Origin of the sequence: Sphaerisporangium sp. NPDC005289, assembly GCF_040607455.1 — a bacterium.
GTDB lineage: Bacteria > Actinomycetota > Actinomycetes > Streptosporangiales > Streptosporangiaceae > Sphaerisporangium > Sphaerisporangium rhizosphaerae.
Genome location: NZ_JBEXGS010000008.1, coordinates 302078 through 319525 on the forward strand (window position 1 = coordinate 302078; position 17448 = coordinate 319525).

The window sequence follows — 17448 nt, forward strand, 5'->3', positions numbered from 1 at the left end:
CCGGCGGCCCCGCGTCTGGCCGTCGACGGGGGTCCGCTCGCCCTCCCCCGCGCATGGACGCGCCTTTCCGTGCCGGCTCTGAGCGGGGGCTACCGACCTCAGCACTTCAGCAGTAGGCAACTCGCTCCGTGTGCTGTCTGCGCGTCGCCTTCCTACGGCTGTACGGCCGCCGGGGATCCCGGCAGCGACTCGCGGCTATACAGAGGCGATCCGAGGGAGGAAGAAACCTCACCTGTCTCCCGGGACCTGCGGCCGGGTCGCCTCCTGTCGATGTGACCATTGCGGCACAACGGTTCCCGGGAGGACGAGTTGACCGACGATCCCCTGCTTCCGCAGGTCGTGGCCAAGGCGCTGCGGGAGTACCGCGATGCGCTGGCCGAGCACGGAATCACCTGGGGTGAGCCCCCGACCGCGTACGTCAGAGCCATGAGCCCGTCGCGGTTCGTCGACGACGAGGCGTTCTCTCGGGCCGCCTCCGACCGCGTGCGAGCCGAGTGTCCGGACGCCACCGCCGCCGAGCAGGAGGCCCTCCTGCGCGAGCTGGACTTCGACGAGGTGCTCAGGGACGCGCTCGACGGAGAGCCGCCCGACGGGAAGCCGGTCATTGGAGAGCCGCTCGATGGGAGGCCGATCAATGGATCGCTCGACGGGAAGCCGCTCGACGGGAAGCCGCCCGGCGGGGACCTGCCCGATGGCCTGGCCGTGCTGCGGCTCACGCACGGAGGCCATCGGCTGGACGGCCGGCCGCGTACCCTGCTCGAACCGGGCGGAAGGCCACTCCCGCTGGCCCTGCTGATCGACAACGGCCGCGCGACCGAGGCCGAGATCCGCGTCGGCGGACGAGCGCACCGCGTCGCCCCCGGCGGGGCCCGGCTGGTCGAGCTCGACACCGCGACCGAGGTGACGGTCGGCGCTGAGCGGGTCGACCTGTCCGATCTGACCCGTCTCGCCCCACGGGCGCGGCTGCGGGTCCGCGCCGGGTTCCCCTGCCGGTGGAGCGTATGGAGCGCCGGCGGCCAGGGTTGGTACCCCGAGGGCGCCCCCGCCAGATACGACCACCACAACGTGCCGTACTTCCATGGCGACGACATCGCCCTCGACGTACCCGCCGAGCCCCTGACCGTCCGCGTGACCCGAGGCATGGAGTACGACTCCGCGGAGACCACGATCACCCCTCGCGGGGAGACCGTGGTCGCGCCCTGCGCGGAGACACTGGTCGAGTTGAGACCGGCGCGGGTCCACGACGCGGCGGCCAAGGGATGGTACGGCGCGGACCTGCACGTCCACCTCAACTTCGCCGGGGACGTCGTCGCCACCCCGGCGATGGCGGCGGCCATGCAGCATGGCGAGGACCTGCACGTGCTCAACCTGCTCGCCGCGAACGTCTCCGGCCGGCGCGTCTATGACCGGGAGGCGCTGGAGCACTGGGCGGGCGAGGACCTGCCGTGGTCGGACGCGACCCACATCGCCCGCATGGGCGTCGAGTACCGCAACGACATGTTCGGGCACCTCCACGCCTTCGGGCTGACCGCCCCGCCGGCCCGCTACCACAGCGGGTTCGACGGCACCGCCGACTGGCCGCCCACCAGCACGGCCTGCGAGGAGCTCCACGACCTCGGCGCGATCGTCGGCTACGCGCACTGCTTCCACTCGCCGATCGATGCCCCGGAGGACATCATCGGCACTGGACGGCCCGCCTGCACGGCGCGGATGGCGGTGGTCGACGCCGCGCTCGGCCTGGTCGACAGCATGGAAGTGCTGCACTTCTCCTCGGCCGCCGGATCGTCGGCGGTGTACCGGAGGCTGCTCGGCGCGGGCAACCGGCTGGCCGCCGTGGCGGGCACCGACTCGATGCTGTCGTTCACCCGTCAGCGGATCGAGCCGGTGGCGAGTCCGCTGGGCTGGGAGCGGACCTACGCCAAGGTGGACGGGCCGCTGACCGCCGCCTCCTACGCCGACGCGGTGCGGCGCGGACGCACGTTCGCCACCACGGGGCCCTTCCTGGAGCTCACCGTGGACGGTCACCACCCTGGGGACACGATCGACCGCGCCCTCGGCGACCGGGTGAGAGTCACGGTCAGGGTGATCGGACCGGAGGTCGAGCGACTCACAATCCGCACCGCGACCGGCATTCTCGCCGAGGGCCCGCCCAACGACCTCACCACCGCGGATTCCACGGCCGAGTTCAGCGTTGAGTTCACCGTCGGTGAGCCCACCTACATTGTTGCCCTCGCCGAGGGCGGCCCGCACCCGCGCTCGCTGTTCACCCACGTGTTCGCGCACACCAGCCCGGTCTACGTGGACGTGCGCGGCCGGCGGGTGTCCCGGGCCGAGGACGTCCACTGGTGCCTCGAGTGGCTCGACCGGCTGGAGCGACTGATCCGAGAACGGGCACGCCTTGACACCAGTGGGCAACTCGACGACCACCTCGGCCGGATCGAAGAGGCCAGACGCGTCTATGCCGCCCGCCTACGCCCCTGACCTTCCTCCACGCCCACCCCCTCGAAGATCGCCCCCACGCCGACCCCCAGTGTCGAAGCCGGTGGCGCGCTGAGTTGTGCTCTGGCCCACAGCAGCGAACTGCCGTCGTCTGTCCACAGCCCCGAAATAGCCTCAAATATCATCATTCGGGATCGTTTCGCCGTGGCGCGGCATTGGAAATCAGCCGCGTATCAGGACATTTCTCTCCTCACTTCGGCGTCTGTGGACGCGTATCCCACCACCCGCGGCGTGGTCTGTCCACAGAAACTCGTTCGGCGAGCCGGGCGGCAGGCGGCGTGCGCGAAGGTCGGGGCCGGAGGTGGTCCCATGGCCATGGCACACGAGCTTGGACGGCACGGCGAGCAGCTCGCCGTCGACTATCTGCGGGCGGCGGGCCTGCGCATCCTCGAGCGCAACTGGTGCTGTCCCGAGGGAGAGATCGACATCCTCGGGCGTGAGGGCCCGGTCCTCGTGGTCGTCGAGGTCAAGACCCGCTCCGGGCGCAGCCACGGCTCCGCCTTCGAGGCGGTGACCGCGGCGAAGCTGGCCAAGCTCCGCACGGTCGCGGCCCGCTGGCTCAGTGGCCAGAGCGAGTGGTTCTCCTCCATCCGCATCGACGTGATCGCCCTTGAGCGCTTCGCCGGCGAGTTCTCGATCAGGCATGACCGGGGGGTGTCGTAGATGGCCGTCGCTCGCACGCGGTGCGTCGCGCTGGTGGGCGTGAGCGGCCACGTGGTGGAGGTCGAGGCCGACGTGGGCCACGGCATCGCCGGCGTCCACCTGATCGGCATGCTCGACACCGCGCTCAGCGAGGCCCGCGACCGCGTCCGCTCGGCCGTCATCAACAGCAGATATCCCTGGCCGGACGCACGGGTCACCATCAGCCTGTTCCCGGCCAGCCTGCCCAAGCGCGGCAGCCTGTTCGACCTGGCCATCGCGGTCGCCCTGCTCGGAGCCGCCGGAGTGATCCCCAGGCAACGCGTCGCACCGCCCTTCTTCCTCGGCGAACTCGGGCTGGACGGCTCCCTGCGGCCCGTGCGAGGCGTTCTTCCCGCCGTGCTCGCCGCGGCGGAGGCCGGCGCGCAGTGCGTCGTGGTCCCCATGGCCAACGCCGAGGAGGCATGCCTGGTCCCCGGGATCACCGTGGTGCCCGTCCTCACGCTCGCCGAATTGGTCGACAACCTCCGCGCCGGTGACGAGGCATGCCTGCCGGTCATGCGGGAGGCAGAGCAACCTCCGCCGGGCGCCGCCCGCGAGGCATTCGAGGGTCCGGCCCTCGATCTGGCCGACGTCGCCGGGCAGGCCATGGCCCGCCGGGCTCTGGAGGTGTGCGCCGCCGGCGGCCACAACCTGTGGATGCTCGGCCAGCCCGGCACCGGCAAGACGATGCTGGCCGAGCGTCTGCCCACCCTGCTGCCGCCCCTCGATCGCGACCAGGCGCTGGAGGTCACCGCCATCCACTCGGTCGCGGGCGCCCTGCCGCCGGGCCGCCCGCTGCTGCGGCACCCGCCGTTCATGGCGCCGCACCACACCGCCACCGTCGCGGCGATCGTCGGTGGTGGAAGCGGTGTCATCCGGCCGGGCGCCGTCTCCCTCGCCCACCGCGGCGTGCTGTTCCTGGACGAAGCACCCGAGTTCCCGGCGCGCGTGCTCGACTCGCTCCGGCAGCCGCTGGAGTCCGGGCAGGTCACCGTCGCACGGGCCATCGGCACGGTCACCTTTCCCGCCCGGTTCATGCTGGTGCTGGCCGCCAATCCCTGTCCCTGTGCCCAGCCGTCAACCCCCGAGAGTCCCTGCCAGTGCACGCCCCACCAGCGGCGACGCTATCTGGCCCGGCTCTCCGGCCCGCTCGTCGACCGCATAGACGTCAAGGTCAAGCTCGCGCGCTCGACCCGGCGTGAGTTGCTGTCCGACCGCCAGTTCATCGAACCGAGCGCCGTGGTGTCCGAACGGGTGGCGCTGGCACGCGAGCGCACGCTCAAGCGGCTCGCGGGCACTCCGTGGAGATGCAACGCAGAGATCCCCACGGCGGCGCTCCACGCCGACTACCGCCTCGCCGCTCCGGCGATGTCCCCCCTGTACCGCTGCCTGGACACCGGCGAACTGAGCGCCCGAGGTCTCGACCGCGTCATCCGCCTGTCCTGGACCCTCGCCGACCTTGTGGGCAAAGACCGCCCCGAGCTCCGAGATACCACCGCCGCCCTCGCGTTATGGCTGGGCACCGACTAACCCCTCCTCCCTCCTCTCCTCTCCAGAGGCCCCAATGCCCACCCCCACCCCCCTCCCGCCCTCACATCCACCCGGCGCACTCCAACCCTCCAGCCACCACCAGCCCTCCGCCGTCTGCTCGGGCAGACCACCCGTCCCGGACTCCGCTCTGTATGCGAGGTCTTTCCATGCCGCTAGAGATGTCGCCCTATGTACCACCGAAGTGGAGCACGGGTCGTGCAGCGTGGGGGGCGGCGGTTCATCGGCCATCGACGCGACCCAAGCCGTGGACGTGCCACAAGCCGCCGGCACGTCGCCGGGAGTCGCCGCGGCATCCTCCGTGCCGGCCGAAGTCATCTCCGCGGATGCCCGGTCGCCCGCGCCGGTCACCGCGGCCCCCGCGCGGTCCCAGGCGGACACCGCCCTCACAATGCCGACCGCCGGGGACATCAAGGGGCCGCCCGGACCGCCACGTGATGGGACCGTCCTCTCATCCATGCCCTCTGCAGAGGGAGCGGTCGAGCTGTCCGTGTCGCCTGGGGGCGAGGCCGTCATCTCGGCTGTACCGGCCGGGGCCGTCAGTGGAGGCGCTGGTGAGTCCCTGGTCGGTCGGTCGTCCCCCGGTCGCCGGGGTGATTCTCCGGGGAGAGGCGGTAAGGGCACCTCCTTCCAGCGTGGTCCCGGGAGGCTGGCGAGGGTCACATTGATGCGTATCTCCGACGCGGGTGACGGTCTCATGGGCAGGCTGATCGCCGCTTACGGGCCCGAGGGCGCGCTGGGGCAGGTGCGACAGGGGCGGCTCGATCCCTGCTTCGTCGATGAGATGACCTCCGGTAGGAGCAGACCACCGGATGTTGACCGTCACCTCAGGGCGTGGCAGGCCAGGCTTCAGGCGGCCGATCCGCTGGCCGACCTCGGCGAGGGCGAACGGCTGGGCGCACGCCTGATCGTTCCCGGAGACCTGGAGTGGCCGACCCAACTGGACGATCTCGGACCTGAACGTCCTGTCGCCCTCTGGCTGCGCGGAGACGCGGATCTCCGGTTCTCCTGCCTTCGTTCGGTGGCGATGGTCGGTTCCCGCGCGGCCACGCCGTACGGCGCTCACGTCTCGGCGGAGATGAGCGCCAACCTGTCGGAGGGGGGTTGGAGCGTCATCTCGGGAGGCGCCTACGGGGTGGACGCCGCCGCGCACCGCGGCGCCCTGGCCGGCTCGGCCTCGAGCATCGCCGTACTCGCGTGCGGCATCGACATCGTCTACCCCGCCGCCAACCATGATCTGTTCGCGGCGGTCCGCAGGAAGGGGGTGATCGTGAGCGAGTGCCCGCCCGGGGTCCGCCCCACCCGGCCGCGCTTCCTCATCCGCAATCGGGTGATCGCGGCGCTGGCCCGAGGCACCGTCGTCGTAGAGGCGGCTCTGCGCAGTGGAGCGCTGAACACCGCCGCGCACGCGGTCGCTCTCCACAGGCATCTCGCCGCGGTGCCGGGTCCGGTCACCTCCGAGATGTCCGCGGGGTGTCACCGGCTGATCCGCAGAGCCGAGGCCGTCTGCGTCACCTCGGCAAGGGACGTGATCGAGCTGGTCGGTGCCATCGGTGATGACCTCGCACCCGAGCCCCGGGGACCGGTGCTGCCACGCGACCGCCTTGACGAGGAGACCCGGGCCGTGCTGGAAGCGGTGCCGGCAAGGTCAGGAGCCGGTCCTGCGACGATAGCCGTAGCAGCCGGCGTGGATCTCGCGACCGTTCTCAGTTGCCTCGGAGCCCTGGCGGCGGCGGGATATGTCGAGCGCTCAGACCGCGGCTGGCGCCTCCGCCGCATGGCTCGAAACGAGCGCTGACCCCGGTCACCTGCACCGACACCGTCCACAACGTCACGTGACAGAAGCTGAGGGGACGTCCACCTTGACGCGCCTCGGCGGGGATCGTCTCCGCTTCCGCGTGACGGGAGGCCGGTCCGAGTGTCCGCGTTGATCGGCCTGGGGAAGGTGCTCGGCGAGGTCACGTGACGGAAGCAGTCGAGTTTCCACCTTGACCGGTCGCCGCTGCACGTGATCGGCGCCGATTGGACCGCCTAGCTCGTCGGCGGCGTGATGCCGAGGTTGCACTGTGGGGCTGTGTGCTCGTGCTTCCGCGAGTGGGAGTTTGGAGTTACCTCTGCCTTGAGCCGCTTCAGGCCATTTTGCTGGTCATGGTCGGGTGGGGGTGTCTGTGGGCCAGTGGGGGAGGAGTCGTACTTGGCCGTGGGCGACGAGGAGCAGTGGATCGAGGTAGCGCCACTTGTCGATCAGGCCCCAGTGCAGGCAGGGGGACGTGCAGTGGGAGGTGGATGCTTCGACGGTGCCGACGGTCTGGCCGAGCGTCACCCTCTGTCCACGCCGGACCGTCGCGTGCACCGGTAGGTACGTCGTGCGCAGCCCGTTCGGATGCACGATCATCACCACGCCACGGCCGGCGAACGGCCCCGCGTAGCCGACGATGCCGGGGCCCACCGCCCTCACCCGCTGTCCAAGGCGTACGGCGACATCGGTTCCTCGGTGCCCGGCGAGCCACGGCCGCGCCGGGGGAGCGAAATGGCGCAACACCCTGACGTGCCCCTCCACAGGCGGGCCCCAACGGGCCTGATCACCAGGGGCGTCTGAGAACGCCGTTCCTCCCTGCGCCGAGGGCGGCGAGGGGGCCGAGGTGGGTTGGGTGGCGAGGAGCGGCGAGACGGTCGAGGTGGGTGGGGTGGCGAGGGGCGACGGCGCCGCCGCAGTGGGTCGTGTGGGGGACGGCGGGGTGGTCGAGGCGGTTCCCAGGGCCATGGCGGTGGCGGCGGTTGGGGCGACTTGCGGGTGGGGTGGGGACGCGGATGCGGCGATGACGACGGTGAGGAACGTCAGGGCCAGGCGGGTGGTCGAAGGGCGCATGGCAGGAGACTGTCCTGGAGGAGGCCGCCATGATGTGGCTGAATCGGATTCTGTGCATAACCGCGCGAGCGCGGTGAGTACGTCGGGTCTGTGGCCGGCGTCGTGTTGGAGTCAGGGGGAGCGGTGGAGGTCAGAGAGATCATCGGTGGCCTGGCGGCGGAGGTCGGGGTGGACCTGCCGGCAGTGCGTGTGGTCGGCGATGATCCGATCCTTCCCTCCGTGTTCCGCGTCGGGGCGGCCGCGGCCGCCTGCGTCGGCGCGGTGACTGGCGCCGTCGCGACGTATTGGTCGCAGAAGCCGGAGACGGTGGCCGGGGCCGCGTCGGGGGAGGTGGCAGTCGACGTGCGGGAGGCGGCGGTCGCGTTCCGGGACGAACGGTATTTCCGCATCGACGGGACGACCCCTGATCTCTGGGCGCCGCTGTCCGGGGACTATCGCACGGCCGACGGCGGATGGGTCCGTCTGCACTGCAACTTCGATCATCATCGGGACGCCGTGCTGCACGCGCTGGAGTTGCCCCGAGGTGCGGACAGGGCCGCCGTGGTCGCCGCTTGCGCCGGGCGCGCGGCCTTGGACGTGGAGGATGTGGTGACCCGGGCAGGGGGATGCGCGGCCGCCATGCGGAGCCGCGCGCAGTGGCGGTCGCATCCACAGGGCAGAGCCGTGGAAGGACTCCCTGTGATCGGCCTCAGTCCCCTTGATCGAAGTCCCGTCATCGGCTCGGTCCGGGGCGTTGAGAGCGCTATCACTGATGTGGTCAGAGGCGGTGACGGTGGTGTCCCTGGCTTGGCCCAGGGCGATGACGGTGTAGCGACCGGTTCGGCCGGGAGTGGTGACGGGGGCGCGACCGGTTCGGCTGGCGGTGATGTCATTGATTTGGCCGGGGGCGGTGATGGTGGGACCGGTGCGGCCGGGGGCGGTACTGCTTTCACTGGCTTGGCCGAGGGCGGCGGCAGTGCGGTGACTGGTTGGGCCGGGGGCGGGGAGGCTGCTGCGACCGGTTCGGTCGAGCGTGGCCGCAGTGCCGCCACGGGTTCGTCCGGAAGTGGTGGGAGTGGTGTCACGGGTCCGGCCCGGGGTGATGGTCGTGCTGTCACGGGTTTGATCCAGGGCGAGGGGAGTGCCGTCGCCGGGGCGGTTCGCAGGTCGGGGGTGCGGCCGTTGGCGGGGGTGCGGGTGCTGGACCTCACTCGGGTGATCGCCGGCCCGGTCGCGACGCGGACGCTGGCGGCGTACGGGGCCGAGGTCCTACGGGTCGGCGCGGCACATCTGCCGGAGGTCCCGGGGCTGGTGATCAGCACGGCGCTGGGCAAGCGATCGTGCGAGATCGATCTGCGTACTGCGGAGGGGGCGGCGGCGTTCAGGGACTTGGTGATGGGGGCGGACGTGGTCGTCCAGTCCTACCGGCCGGGGGCGCTGGCGCGGCTGGGGTTCGGCCCGCGCGAGTTGGCGGCCATCCGGTCGGCGGACGCCGCGGGCACGCCTAGGAGGCCGGGGCTCGTCTGCGTGGACATCTCGGCCTACGGTTCGCGTGGGCCGTGGTCACGGCGACGGGGGTTCGACAGCCTGGTCCAGATGGTCTGCGGTATCGCACACGAGCAGGGACAGGGGGCTCGTCCTGTGCCGCTGCCGGCCCAGGTGCTCGACCATGCGACCGGCTGGCTCGCCGCCCTCGGGGCGATCGCCGGCTTGCTGCGCCGGCAGCGGGAGGGCGGGTCATGGCATGTCGAACTGTCCCTCGCTCGTACCGCCCTCTGGCTCGACCGACTCGGCCGGGTCGACGGCATGGCGGTCGGCGAGCCTGAGGTGGACGACCTGCTGGAGGAGATGGACAGCTCATCCGGCACGCTCACCTACGTCCGTGCCCCTGGGGCGATCGGCGATGTCCGGCCTTCCTGGACCACGCCGCCGCCCCGGCGCGGCGAACACCTTCCCGCCTGGAGGTGAAGAGCTGGGGGCGGTCCGATCCGGACAGGGCTCTTTGCGAGGGCTGAAGTCGGTGCGTGGTAGCGAGATCCGGGCCGAGCCGGAGATGGCTTCGTGGGTGGTGGGCTTCGCCGTGGCAGGCGTTCTGCCGGCGCGCCGGTCCCAGGTGAGCGGATCTCGCCGGGAGCCTCTTGCAAGTGGTGGGTTTCGCTGCCGTGGTGGGGTGGTCAGGGAGGTGGTCGCACCGCCGCGGCGGAGTGATCGGGGAGGTGGCACTTAGGCCGGGATGAGCGGTGGGGTTCATGTTGGTGGGGGCGGTGGGGTTCAAGCCGGGATGAGTGGTGGGCTTCAGGCTGGTGGGGCGATGGGGGTCAGGCTGGTGGGGCGGGGGACTCAGGCCGGGGTGGGGCGGTGGGGTGCGGAAAGGGCGTGGCGGAGGGGTGAGGACCAGACGAGGGACACCGCGAGGAGGACCACGAAGGCGCACGCCCACATTGTGGGACGCAGGCCGAGGAACTCGCCGAGCACGCCGCCCGCGACACCTCCCAATGTCATGACGCCGAGCGTGGAGACGGTCATGGTCGCGTTCACCCGGCCGAGCATGTCGGGCGGGGACTCGCGAAGCTGGATGGTCCCGTAGCAGACGCTGAACAGCACCGCCGCCATGCCGCTGACCGCGAACGCGCCCATCAGCAGCGGGACCAGCACGACGGCCGAGCCGTGGGCGGAGGCGATCGCGACGAACTCGAGGGGGAAGAGAGCGACGGCGATCAGGATGGTGCGGTCTTCGGTGAGACGGCCGGTCAGCCGGGGGGCCGTCACCGCGCCGAGCAGGCCACCGACGCCGGACGCCGCCACCAGCAGCCCGACCGCACCCGGTTGCATCCCGAGAGTCCGCACCGTGAACAGGACCAGAAGCGCCATCTGAGCGGCCGAGGCGAAGTTGATCAGCACTCCCGCGCCGATCAGCGTCCTCAGTGTGCCGTGCCTCATGACGGTCAGCATGCCTTCGCGCGTGTCCTGTAGAAGGCTCGTCCGAGTGCCGATGGTCGCCTCCGCCGCGGCGTCGGTCTCGATCTCGGTGCTGGTATCCGTCCCGCTCGTGGTGTCACGCATGAACTTTGTCGCGGTGGCGCCGCTGGTGGTGCCGGAGGCGGCGCTGCTCCTGGTGCCGGCGCTGTCCCTGCTGTGCGAGGCGGTGGCGCTGCTCGTGGCGCCGGAGGCGGTGCTGTCGCTCGCGGCGGTGGAAGACGTGCTCTCGGGGGTGGTGAGGGATGTGCTCCCGGAGGTTGTGGCGGTTTCGGGGGATCGGAGGGAGTGGAGGAGGAGGGCCGAAACGGCGAACGACGCCGCGTCCGCGACCAGGGCCAGTGGGGCGGTGATCGCCTGAACCAGCAGGCCGGCCAGTCCCGGGCCGCAGATGCCGGCGGTCGAGTAGACCATCTGGAAGCCGGCGATCGCCGCCGTGCGCTGCTCGCGCGCGACGACGCTGGGCAGGTGCGGGAACCAGGCCGCCCGGTAGAAGACCGAGCAGGTGCCGATCACCAGGGCGACCGTGATCAGCCAGGGCACCGTCAGCAGGCCGGCCAGCCAGCCGAGCGGCACGGTGAGCACGGCGGCTCCCGAGACGACTTCGCACAAGACCAGCAGGGGACGATGTCGGCGGAGCCGGTCGGCGTACGCGCCGGCGGGCAGACCGATGAGCAGGTACGGAAGTGACGTCGCGGCCGTCAGCAGGCCCATCTGGACCGGAGTGGCGTTCAGCAGAGCGGCGGCGGTGAGGGGGACGGCCAGGCGGGAGACCTCGGTGCCGGTCTCGGACACCGCACGGGCGGACCACAGCAACCGGTAATCCCGTTGCCGTCGGAGGGGGAGAAGCTCGATCATGAATATGAAAGTAACGCTTCACAACTCTGAAAGCCACCCTTCATGGATGGCGGATTCCGCGGAGTTCCGACCTGAGCCGGGTCGGATGGAGACGGCGGAGGTCCGGGGTGCGCGGCTCGGCGGGTGGTGAGGGGTTCACGGTGGCGGTCATGGTCATGCCGGCCATGAAGGCGAAGGTGGGGGCGTTCTAGGGCATCGCGCCCACGGGGGCGCCGTGGGCGTCGGGCTCGGCGGGGGCGGGGGGCGGGGGCGGGGGCTGTGGGGGTGGGGACGCATTACGGTTCGTTGTATGAGTCAGCGGAACCATCTGGTCGAGGACCCGCGGGCCATGCGGGCGCTCGCGCATCCGGCCAGGCTGGCGATCCTCGGCCGGCTTCAGACGGAGGGGCCCGCGACGGCGACCGAGTGCGCGCGGGTGGCCGGGCTGTCGCCCAGCGCGTGCAGCTACCACCTGCGCATGCTGGCCAAGTACGGGTTCGTCGAGGACGCGCCCCCGCGCGGCGACGGCAGGGAACGGCTGTGGCGCGCCCCGCACCGGGGGATCACCATCTCCGAGCCCGACGAGTTGACCTCCGAACTCGTCGAGGCCAAGAACGTGCTCTCCAGGACCGTCGTCGACCAGATGGTGGAGGAGACGTTCCGCTACTTGGAGTCCAGCGCGCGCGAGTCGAAGCAATGGCGGCAGGCGGCGCTGCTCGCCCACATGCTGCTTCGGGTCAACGCCGAGGAACTCGCCGAGCTCGGTGAGCGGGTGACCGCGATCCTCGAGCCCTATCTCTCCAAGTCGCGCTCCCCGGAGGAGGCTCCGCCGGACGCCCGTCTGATCAGGGGGATCGTCCACCTCTTCCCGCACTCGCCCGCTCCCTGACACGCGACGGGGTCCGGGACGCCTGGGGCGGGACCGAGTTCGATGTCCCTGGCGCAGGGTTCGGTGGGTGTCTTGCGGCGTGGAGTTCGCTGATCGGGGGGCGTCCGCCTCTTCCGGTATTCGGCCGTCCCGTGGCGGGGATGGGGTCCGGGCGCCGTGGGGTGGCACCGAGTTCGATGTCCCTTGGCGCAGGGTTCGGTGGGTGTGTTGCGGCGCGGGGTTCGCTGATCAGGGGGTTAGTCGCTTTTCCCGCGCTCGGCCGTTCCTTGGCGGGGGGCGGGGCCGGGCCCCCTGGGCGGGACCGAGCCTGATGTTCTTGGCGCGAGGTGGGTGCGGTGCCTTCCCGGTGCGAGGTCTGCGTCCTGTCTCTCTGGCGCAGGGCCGGGGGCCGCCTGGCGCGGGCCGGGTCGAAGCGCCCGACGGAGGGCCATGCCGTGTCGCCGAAGAGGAAGCCTGTGCGGTGGGCTGGGGGCGGCCGGGTTCCGGGTACACTTTTGGTGGCTCGCCAAGCGGGCCGACTTCGCACGCCCACAGGCGATTCGTCCTCTCGGTCCGGGTCTCGACTCGGATGGGACGACTCAGGGCGTCAGGGCGGGAGCCATGCGCTTCCGCGGACAACCGAGAAACGCGCCCCTGCGGCGCTCTACCCAGGAGGACCATCACTCATGGCCCCCGTCGTCACCATGCGGCAGATGCTCGAGAGCGGCGTCCACTTCGGGCACCAGACCCGGCGCTGGAACCCGAAGATGAAGCGCTTCATCCTCACCGAGCGCAACGGCATCTACATCATCGACCTGCAGAAGTCGCTGGCCTTCATCGACCGCGCCTACGACTTCGTCAAGGAGACCGTCGCCCACGGCGGCACCATCCTGTTCATCGGCACCAAGAAGCAGGCCCAGGAGGCCATCGCCGAGCAGGCCGCGCGGGTCGGCATGCCCTACGTCAACCAGCGCTGGCTGGGCGGCATGCTCACGAACTTCTCCACCGTGCACAAGAGGCTTCAGCGTCTGAAGGAGCTCGAGGAGCTCGACTTCGACAACGTGGCAGGCTCCGGGCTCACCAAGAAGGAGCTCCTGATGCGCCGCCGCGAGAAGGACAAGCTCGAGCGCACCCTCGGCGGCATCCGTGACATGGCCCGCGTCCCGAGCGCCGTGTGGGTCGTCGACACCAAGAAGGAGCACATCGGGATCAGTGAGGCTCGCAAGCTGAACATCCCGGTCGTCGCGATCCTCGACACCAACTGTGACCCCGACGAGGTCGACTACCCGATCCCGGGCAACGACGACGCGATCCGCGCCGTCAGCCTGCTCACCCGCGTGGTCGCCGACGCCGTCGCCGACGGTCTGATGGCGCGCGCCGGCGCGACGACCCGCGGCGACGACAAGCCCGCCGCCGTCGCCGAGCCGCTGGCCGAGTGGGAGCGCGAGCTGCTCACCCGCTCGGACGAGGAAGCCGCTTCGGAGGCTCCGGCCGAGGCCGCCGCCCCGGAGGCCGCTGAGGCCCCCGCCGCCGAGGCCGAGGTCGCCGAGACCGCCGAGACCGAGGTCGCTGAGGCCGCCGAGACCGCCGAGGCCCCCGCCCAGCAGGACGCCGAGGCCGCTCCGGCCGCCCCCGCCGCCGAGGCCGAGGCCGAGGGCACCGAGCAGCAGGGCTGAGACCCCGTCAGGCCGTACGGGCACGGCGCCGTACGGCGAGCAAGGCTCTTCACGGGTGGGTGTGCCTCACAGGGCGCACCCACCCGATCCACGACGACTCGACGAGGAAAGACAATGGCTTCCGTGAACATGGCCGACGTCAAGCGGCTTCGTGAGCTGACCGCCGCCGGCATGATGGACTGCAAGAAGGCCCTGGAGGAGTCGGAGGGCGACTTCGACAAGGCCGTCGACATCCTGCGTGTCAAGGGCGCCAAGGACGTCGGCAAGCGCGAGGCGCGCACCGCCTCCAACGGCCTGATCGCCGTCAAGCACGAGGGCGAGTCCCTCGCGGCGCTGCTCGAGCTCAACTGCGAGACCGACTTCGTCGCCAAGGGTGACCGCTTCCAGGAGCTGGCCGCCCGGGTCGTCGAGCACATCCTCGCCACGCGGCCGGGCGACGTGCCGAGCCTGCTGGAGTCCGACCTGGACGGCAAGAGCGTCAAGGAGCACCTCGACGAGGCCAACGCGGCGCTCGGCGAGAAGATCGAGATCCGTCGTTTCGTCGTGCTCGACGGCGGCTTCGTCGCCTCCTACATGCACAAGACCGACCCGCAGCTTCCCCCGGCCGTCGGCGTCCTGGTGCAGCTCGACACCCCGAACGCCGAGCTGGCCAAGGACATCGCGCAGCACACCGCCGCGATGGCCCCCAAGTACCTCAGCCCCAACTCCGTCCCGGCCGACGTGATCGAGAAGGAGCGCACGGTCTTCGAGCAGATGACCCGCGAGGAGGGCAAGCCGGAGGCCGCCATCGGCAAGATCGTCGATGGTCGCATCAACGGCTGGTACAAGGACTTCACCCTCCTGGAGCAGGCGTTCGTCAAGGACAACAAGAAGACCATCGGCAAGCTCGCGGCCGAGGCCGGGGTGAAGGTCCTGGGCTTCGCCCGCTACAAGGTCGGTCAGGCATAGGCTTAGCCCCGAGAGGGACCTGACCAGCTCATCATCACCACCGAGGAGGCCGCCGTCGTGCAGGAGAACCATCGATCCGCTACGCCGGCGGCTTCGTCGTACGACGGGCCGCTCCGCTGGAAGCGCGTCATGCTGAAGTTGTCGGGCGAGGCGTTCGCGGGCGCCGAGCCGCTGGGCATCGACCCGGTGGTGGTCGCCAAGCTCGCCGACTCCGTCGCCGAGGCCGTGCGCGAGGGCGTGCAGGTCGCGGTGGTCGTCGGCGGCGGCAACATGTTCCGCGGCGCCGCGCTGTCCGAGCGCGGCATGGACCGCGCCCGCGCCGACTACATGGGCATGCTGGGCACGGTCATCAACTGTCTCGCCCTGCAGGACTTCCTGGAGAAGCGCGGCGTCGAGACGCGCGTGCAGACGGCCATCACGATGCAGCAGGTCGCCGAGCCGTTCCTGCCCCGGCGCGCCATCCGCCACCTCGAGAAGGGGCGGGTGGTCATCTTCGGCGCCGGCCTCGGCTCGCCGTTCTTCTCCACCGACACCTGCGCCGCGCAGCGCGCGCTCGAGGTCGGTGCGGAGGCCGTGCTCAAGGGCACTCAGGTCGACGGGGTCTACGACTCCGACCCGCGCAAGAACCCCGATGCCGTCCGCTTCGACCAGCTCGACTACAGCGAGGTGCTGACGCGGGGCCTTGGAGTCATGGATGCCACCGCGATCAGCCTGTGCATGGACAACGGCCTGCCCATCGTGGTCTTCGACCTGATGGGCGAAGGGAACATCCTGCGGGCTGTCCGCGGTGAGAAGATCGGCACGCTGGTGAGTCCGGCAGGGAAATAGGGAGCCGCTGTGATCGACGAAACCCTCTTCGAAGCCGAGGAGAAGATGGACAAGGCGGTCGCGGTCGCCAAGGAGGACTTCGCGGCGATCCGCACCGGCAGGGTCAGTCCCTCGATGTTCAACAAGATCAATGTCGACTACTACGGGTCGCCGACCCCGGTGCAGCAGCTGGCCTCGTTCCACGTCCCCGAGGCCCGCATGGTCATCATCCAGCCCTACGACAAGGGTTCGATGAGCGCCATCGAGAAGGCGATCCGCGACAGCGACCTCGGGGTCAACCCCGGCAACGACGGCGCGGTGATCCGGGTGGTGTTCCCCGAACTGTCGGAGGAGCGCCGCCGCGAGTACATCAAGGTCGCCAGGAACAAGGCCGAGAGCAGCAAGGTCTCGGTGCGCAACATCCGCCGTCACGCCAAGGAGACCCTCGACAAGATGGTCAAGGACGGCGACACCGGTGAGGACGAGGTGCGGCGGGCCGAGAAGGAGCTCGACGACCTCACTCAGAAGCACGTCGCCAAGATCGACGAGCTGCTGAAGCACAAGGAGTCCGAGCTGCTCGAGGTCTGAGCAGGACGGCGGTTCACAGGTCAGGTTGGGGCGCTTCCACTCCGGTGTTGGCCGTGGGGGAGCGCCCTTGCCTCGTTCGACGCCCATCGCGCCCCCTCCCCGCCTCGCGGCGGCGCCGGCGGGAACGGGCGGCCGAGCGTGGTCGTGCCAGGAGAGTTGGGATCACTGTGGAAGGTACGGCGGCGGACGGTACCGAGCCGGCCGGCGGCCAGAGGCCCGACGAGCGTCCGTCCGCGCCTCCGGGCGCCGCACATCGGAACGCCACCGCCGAGGCCGCGGGCTCCGCGCAGGACCTCGGGCCGCAGGGCCCGCGCCCGGCCGGCGAGCCCGCCGGTGGTTCGCAGGGTGGTGGGCGGCCGAAGGGCATTCGGACCGGGCGTAATCTGCCCGCCGCGATCGGGGTGGGAGTCGTCCTCGGGGCGCTCGTGCTGGTGTCCCTCTACACCGTCAAGGCGCTGTTCCTGCTGGTGGTCCTGGCCGCGGTGGGCATCGGCGTCGTCGAGATGGCCCGCGCGCTCGCCACCCGCGATGCCCAGGTGCCGATGCCGACCGTACTGACCGGCCTGGTCGCCATGCTGGCGGGAGCATATTGGGGCGGCACGATCTGGCTGCTGGGCGCCTTCACGCTGACGGTGCTGGTCCTGCTCGTCCAGCGCATGCTCAAAGGCGCCGAAGGGTACGTCCGCGACGCCTCCGCCGGTGTGCTGACCGCGGTGTACCCGGCGCTGATCGCCGGGTTCGTGCCGCTCATGCTGAGCCATGAGGATGGCGCGGACCGGGTGGTGATCTTCGTCGCCGTCACCGTGTGCAGCGACATCGGCGGCTACTTCGCGGGCATCCTGTTCGGCAAGCACAAGATGTCGATCATCAGCCCGAAGAAGACCTGGGAGGGTTTCGCCGGGTCCGTGCTCGCATGCGTGCTGTGCGGGGCGCTGCTGGTGCGCTTCCTCTTGGAGGGCCAGTTCTGGCAGGGCGCCGTTGTGGGGGCGGTGGTCGCCGTGTGCGCCACGCTGGGCGACCTCGTCGAGTCGGTGATCAAGCGCGATCTCGGCATCAAGGACATGGGGAACGTGCTGCCGGGCCACGGCGGGCTGATGGACCGCCTGGACTCGCTGCTCGCCACGCTGTTCCCCATCTGGCTGCTCCTGGCGATCTTCATCCCCTCCTGACGG

General features: G+C 70.7%; 13 protein-coding genes. 11 read left to right on the forward strand and 2 right to left on the reverse strand.

All coding sequences use genetic code 11. The features are described 5' to 3' along the window. Window positions 1-309 precede the first annotated feature (309 nt). The 4 genes from ABZT47_RS17085 to dprA all read left to right on the forward strand — a co-directional run bounded on the left by ABZT47_RS17085 (window position 310) and on the right by dprA (window position 6526). Window positions 310-2481: a CehA/McbA family metallohydrolase gene (locus ABZT47_RS17085; protein ID WP_354842208.1), complete on the forward strand. Its 2172-nt coding sequence runs from the start codon at window positions 310-312 to the stop codon at window positions 2479-2481. A 327-nt stretch (window positions 2482-2808) separates the two neighbouring features. Beyond that, the gene (locus ABZT47_RS17090; protein WP_354842211.1) at window positions 2809-3162 is read left to right on the forward strand and encodes a YraN family protein; all 354 of its coding nucleotides are present in this window, start codon (window positions 2809-2811) and stop codon (window positions 3160-3162) included. Continuing rightward, entirely contained in the window at window positions 3163-4710 is a 1548-nt protein-coding gene (locus tag ABZT47_RS17095) for a YifB family Mg chelatase-like AAA ATPase (RefSeq protein WP_354842214.1), read from the forward strand. Between the two features lie 685 nt (window positions 4711-5395). Continuing rightward, window positions 5396-6526, forward strand: coding sequence for a DNA-processing protein DprA (gene dprA, locus ABZT47_RS17100; RefSeq protein ID WP_354842217.1), 1131 nt, complete (start codon window positions 5396-5398; stop codon window positions 6524-6526). A gap of 348 nt (window positions 6527-6874) precedes the next feature. Here the strand turns inward: dprA and ABZT47_RS17105 are convergent, their stop codons facing one another. Next, window positions 6875-7597, reverse strand: coding sequence for a peptidoglycan DD-metalloendopeptidase family protein (locus ABZT47_RS17105; RefSeq protein ID WP_354842220.1), 723 nt, complete (start codon window positions 7595-7597; stop codon window positions 6875-6877). Between the two features lie 123 nt (window positions 7598-7720). Here ABZT47_RS17105 and ABZT47_RS17110 point away from each other — a divergent pair, with 123 nt between their 5' ends. After that, window positions 7721-9544: a CoA transferase gene (locus ABZT47_RS17110; RefSeq protein WP_354842223.1), complete on the forward strand. Its 1824-nt coding sequence runs from the start codon at window positions 7721-7723 to the stop codon at window positions 9542-9544. Window positions 9545-9916: 372 nt separating this feature from the next. Here ABZT47_RS17110 and ABZT47_RS17115 read toward each other — a convergent pair whose 3' ends face one another. Then, a complete protein-coding gene (locus tag ABZT47_RS17115; protein ID WP_354842226.1) occupies window positions 9917-11410 on the reverse strand; it encodes an MFS transporter in 1494 nt (497 codons plus the stop codon). Between the two features lie 289 nt (window positions 11411-11699). Between ABZT47_RS17115 and ABZT47_RS17120 the strand changes: the two genes are divergently transcribed. The 6 genes from ABZT47_RS17120 to ABZT47_RS17145 all read left to right on the forward strand — a co-directional run bounded on the left by ABZT47_RS17120 (window position 11700) and on the right by ABZT47_RS17145 (window position 17445). Then, window positions 11700-12278, forward strand: coding sequence for a helix-turn-helix domain-containing protein (locus ABZT47_RS17120; protein ID WP_354842229.1), 579 nt, complete (start codon window positions 11700-11702; stop codon window positions 12276-12278). A 665-nt stretch (window positions 12279-12943) separates the two neighbouring features. After that, the gene (rpsB, locus tag ABZT47_RS17125; RefSeq protein ID WP_354842231.1) at window positions 12944-13933 is read left to right on the forward strand and encodes a 30S ribosomal protein S2; all 990 of its coding nucleotides are present in this window, start codon (window positions 12944-12946) and stop codon (window positions 13931-13933) included. Window positions 13934-14047: 114 nt separating this feature from the next. Further along, window positions 14048-14881, forward strand: coding sequence for a translation elongation factor Ts (tsf, locus tag ABZT47_RS17130; protein WP_354842234.1), 834 nt, complete (start codon window positions 14048-14050; stop codon window positions 14879-14881). A gap of 129 nt (window positions 14882-15010) precedes the next feature. Further along, window positions 15011-15709: a UMP kinase gene (gene pyrH / locus ABZT47_RS17135; RefSeq protein ID WP_248960581.1), complete on the forward strand. Its 699-nt coding sequence runs from the start codon at window positions 15011-15013 to the stop codon at window positions 15707-15709. Window positions 15710-15718: 9 nt separating this feature from the next. Further along, on the forward strand, window positions 15719-16276 hold the full coding sequence (gene frr / locus ABZT47_RS17140; protein WP_354842238.1) for a ribosome recycling factor: 558 nt from the start codon (window positions 15719-15721) through the stop codon (window positions 16274-16276). Between the two features lie 167 nt (window positions 16277-16443). Next, window positions 16444-17445 (forward strand): phosphatidate cytidylyltransferase, encoded by a 1002-nt coding sequence (locus ABZT47_RS17145; protein ID WP_354842241.1) that lies wholly within the window; start codon window positions 16444-16446, stop codon window positions 17443-17445. The last annotated feature ends 3 nt before the right edge of the window (window positions 17446-17448 follow it).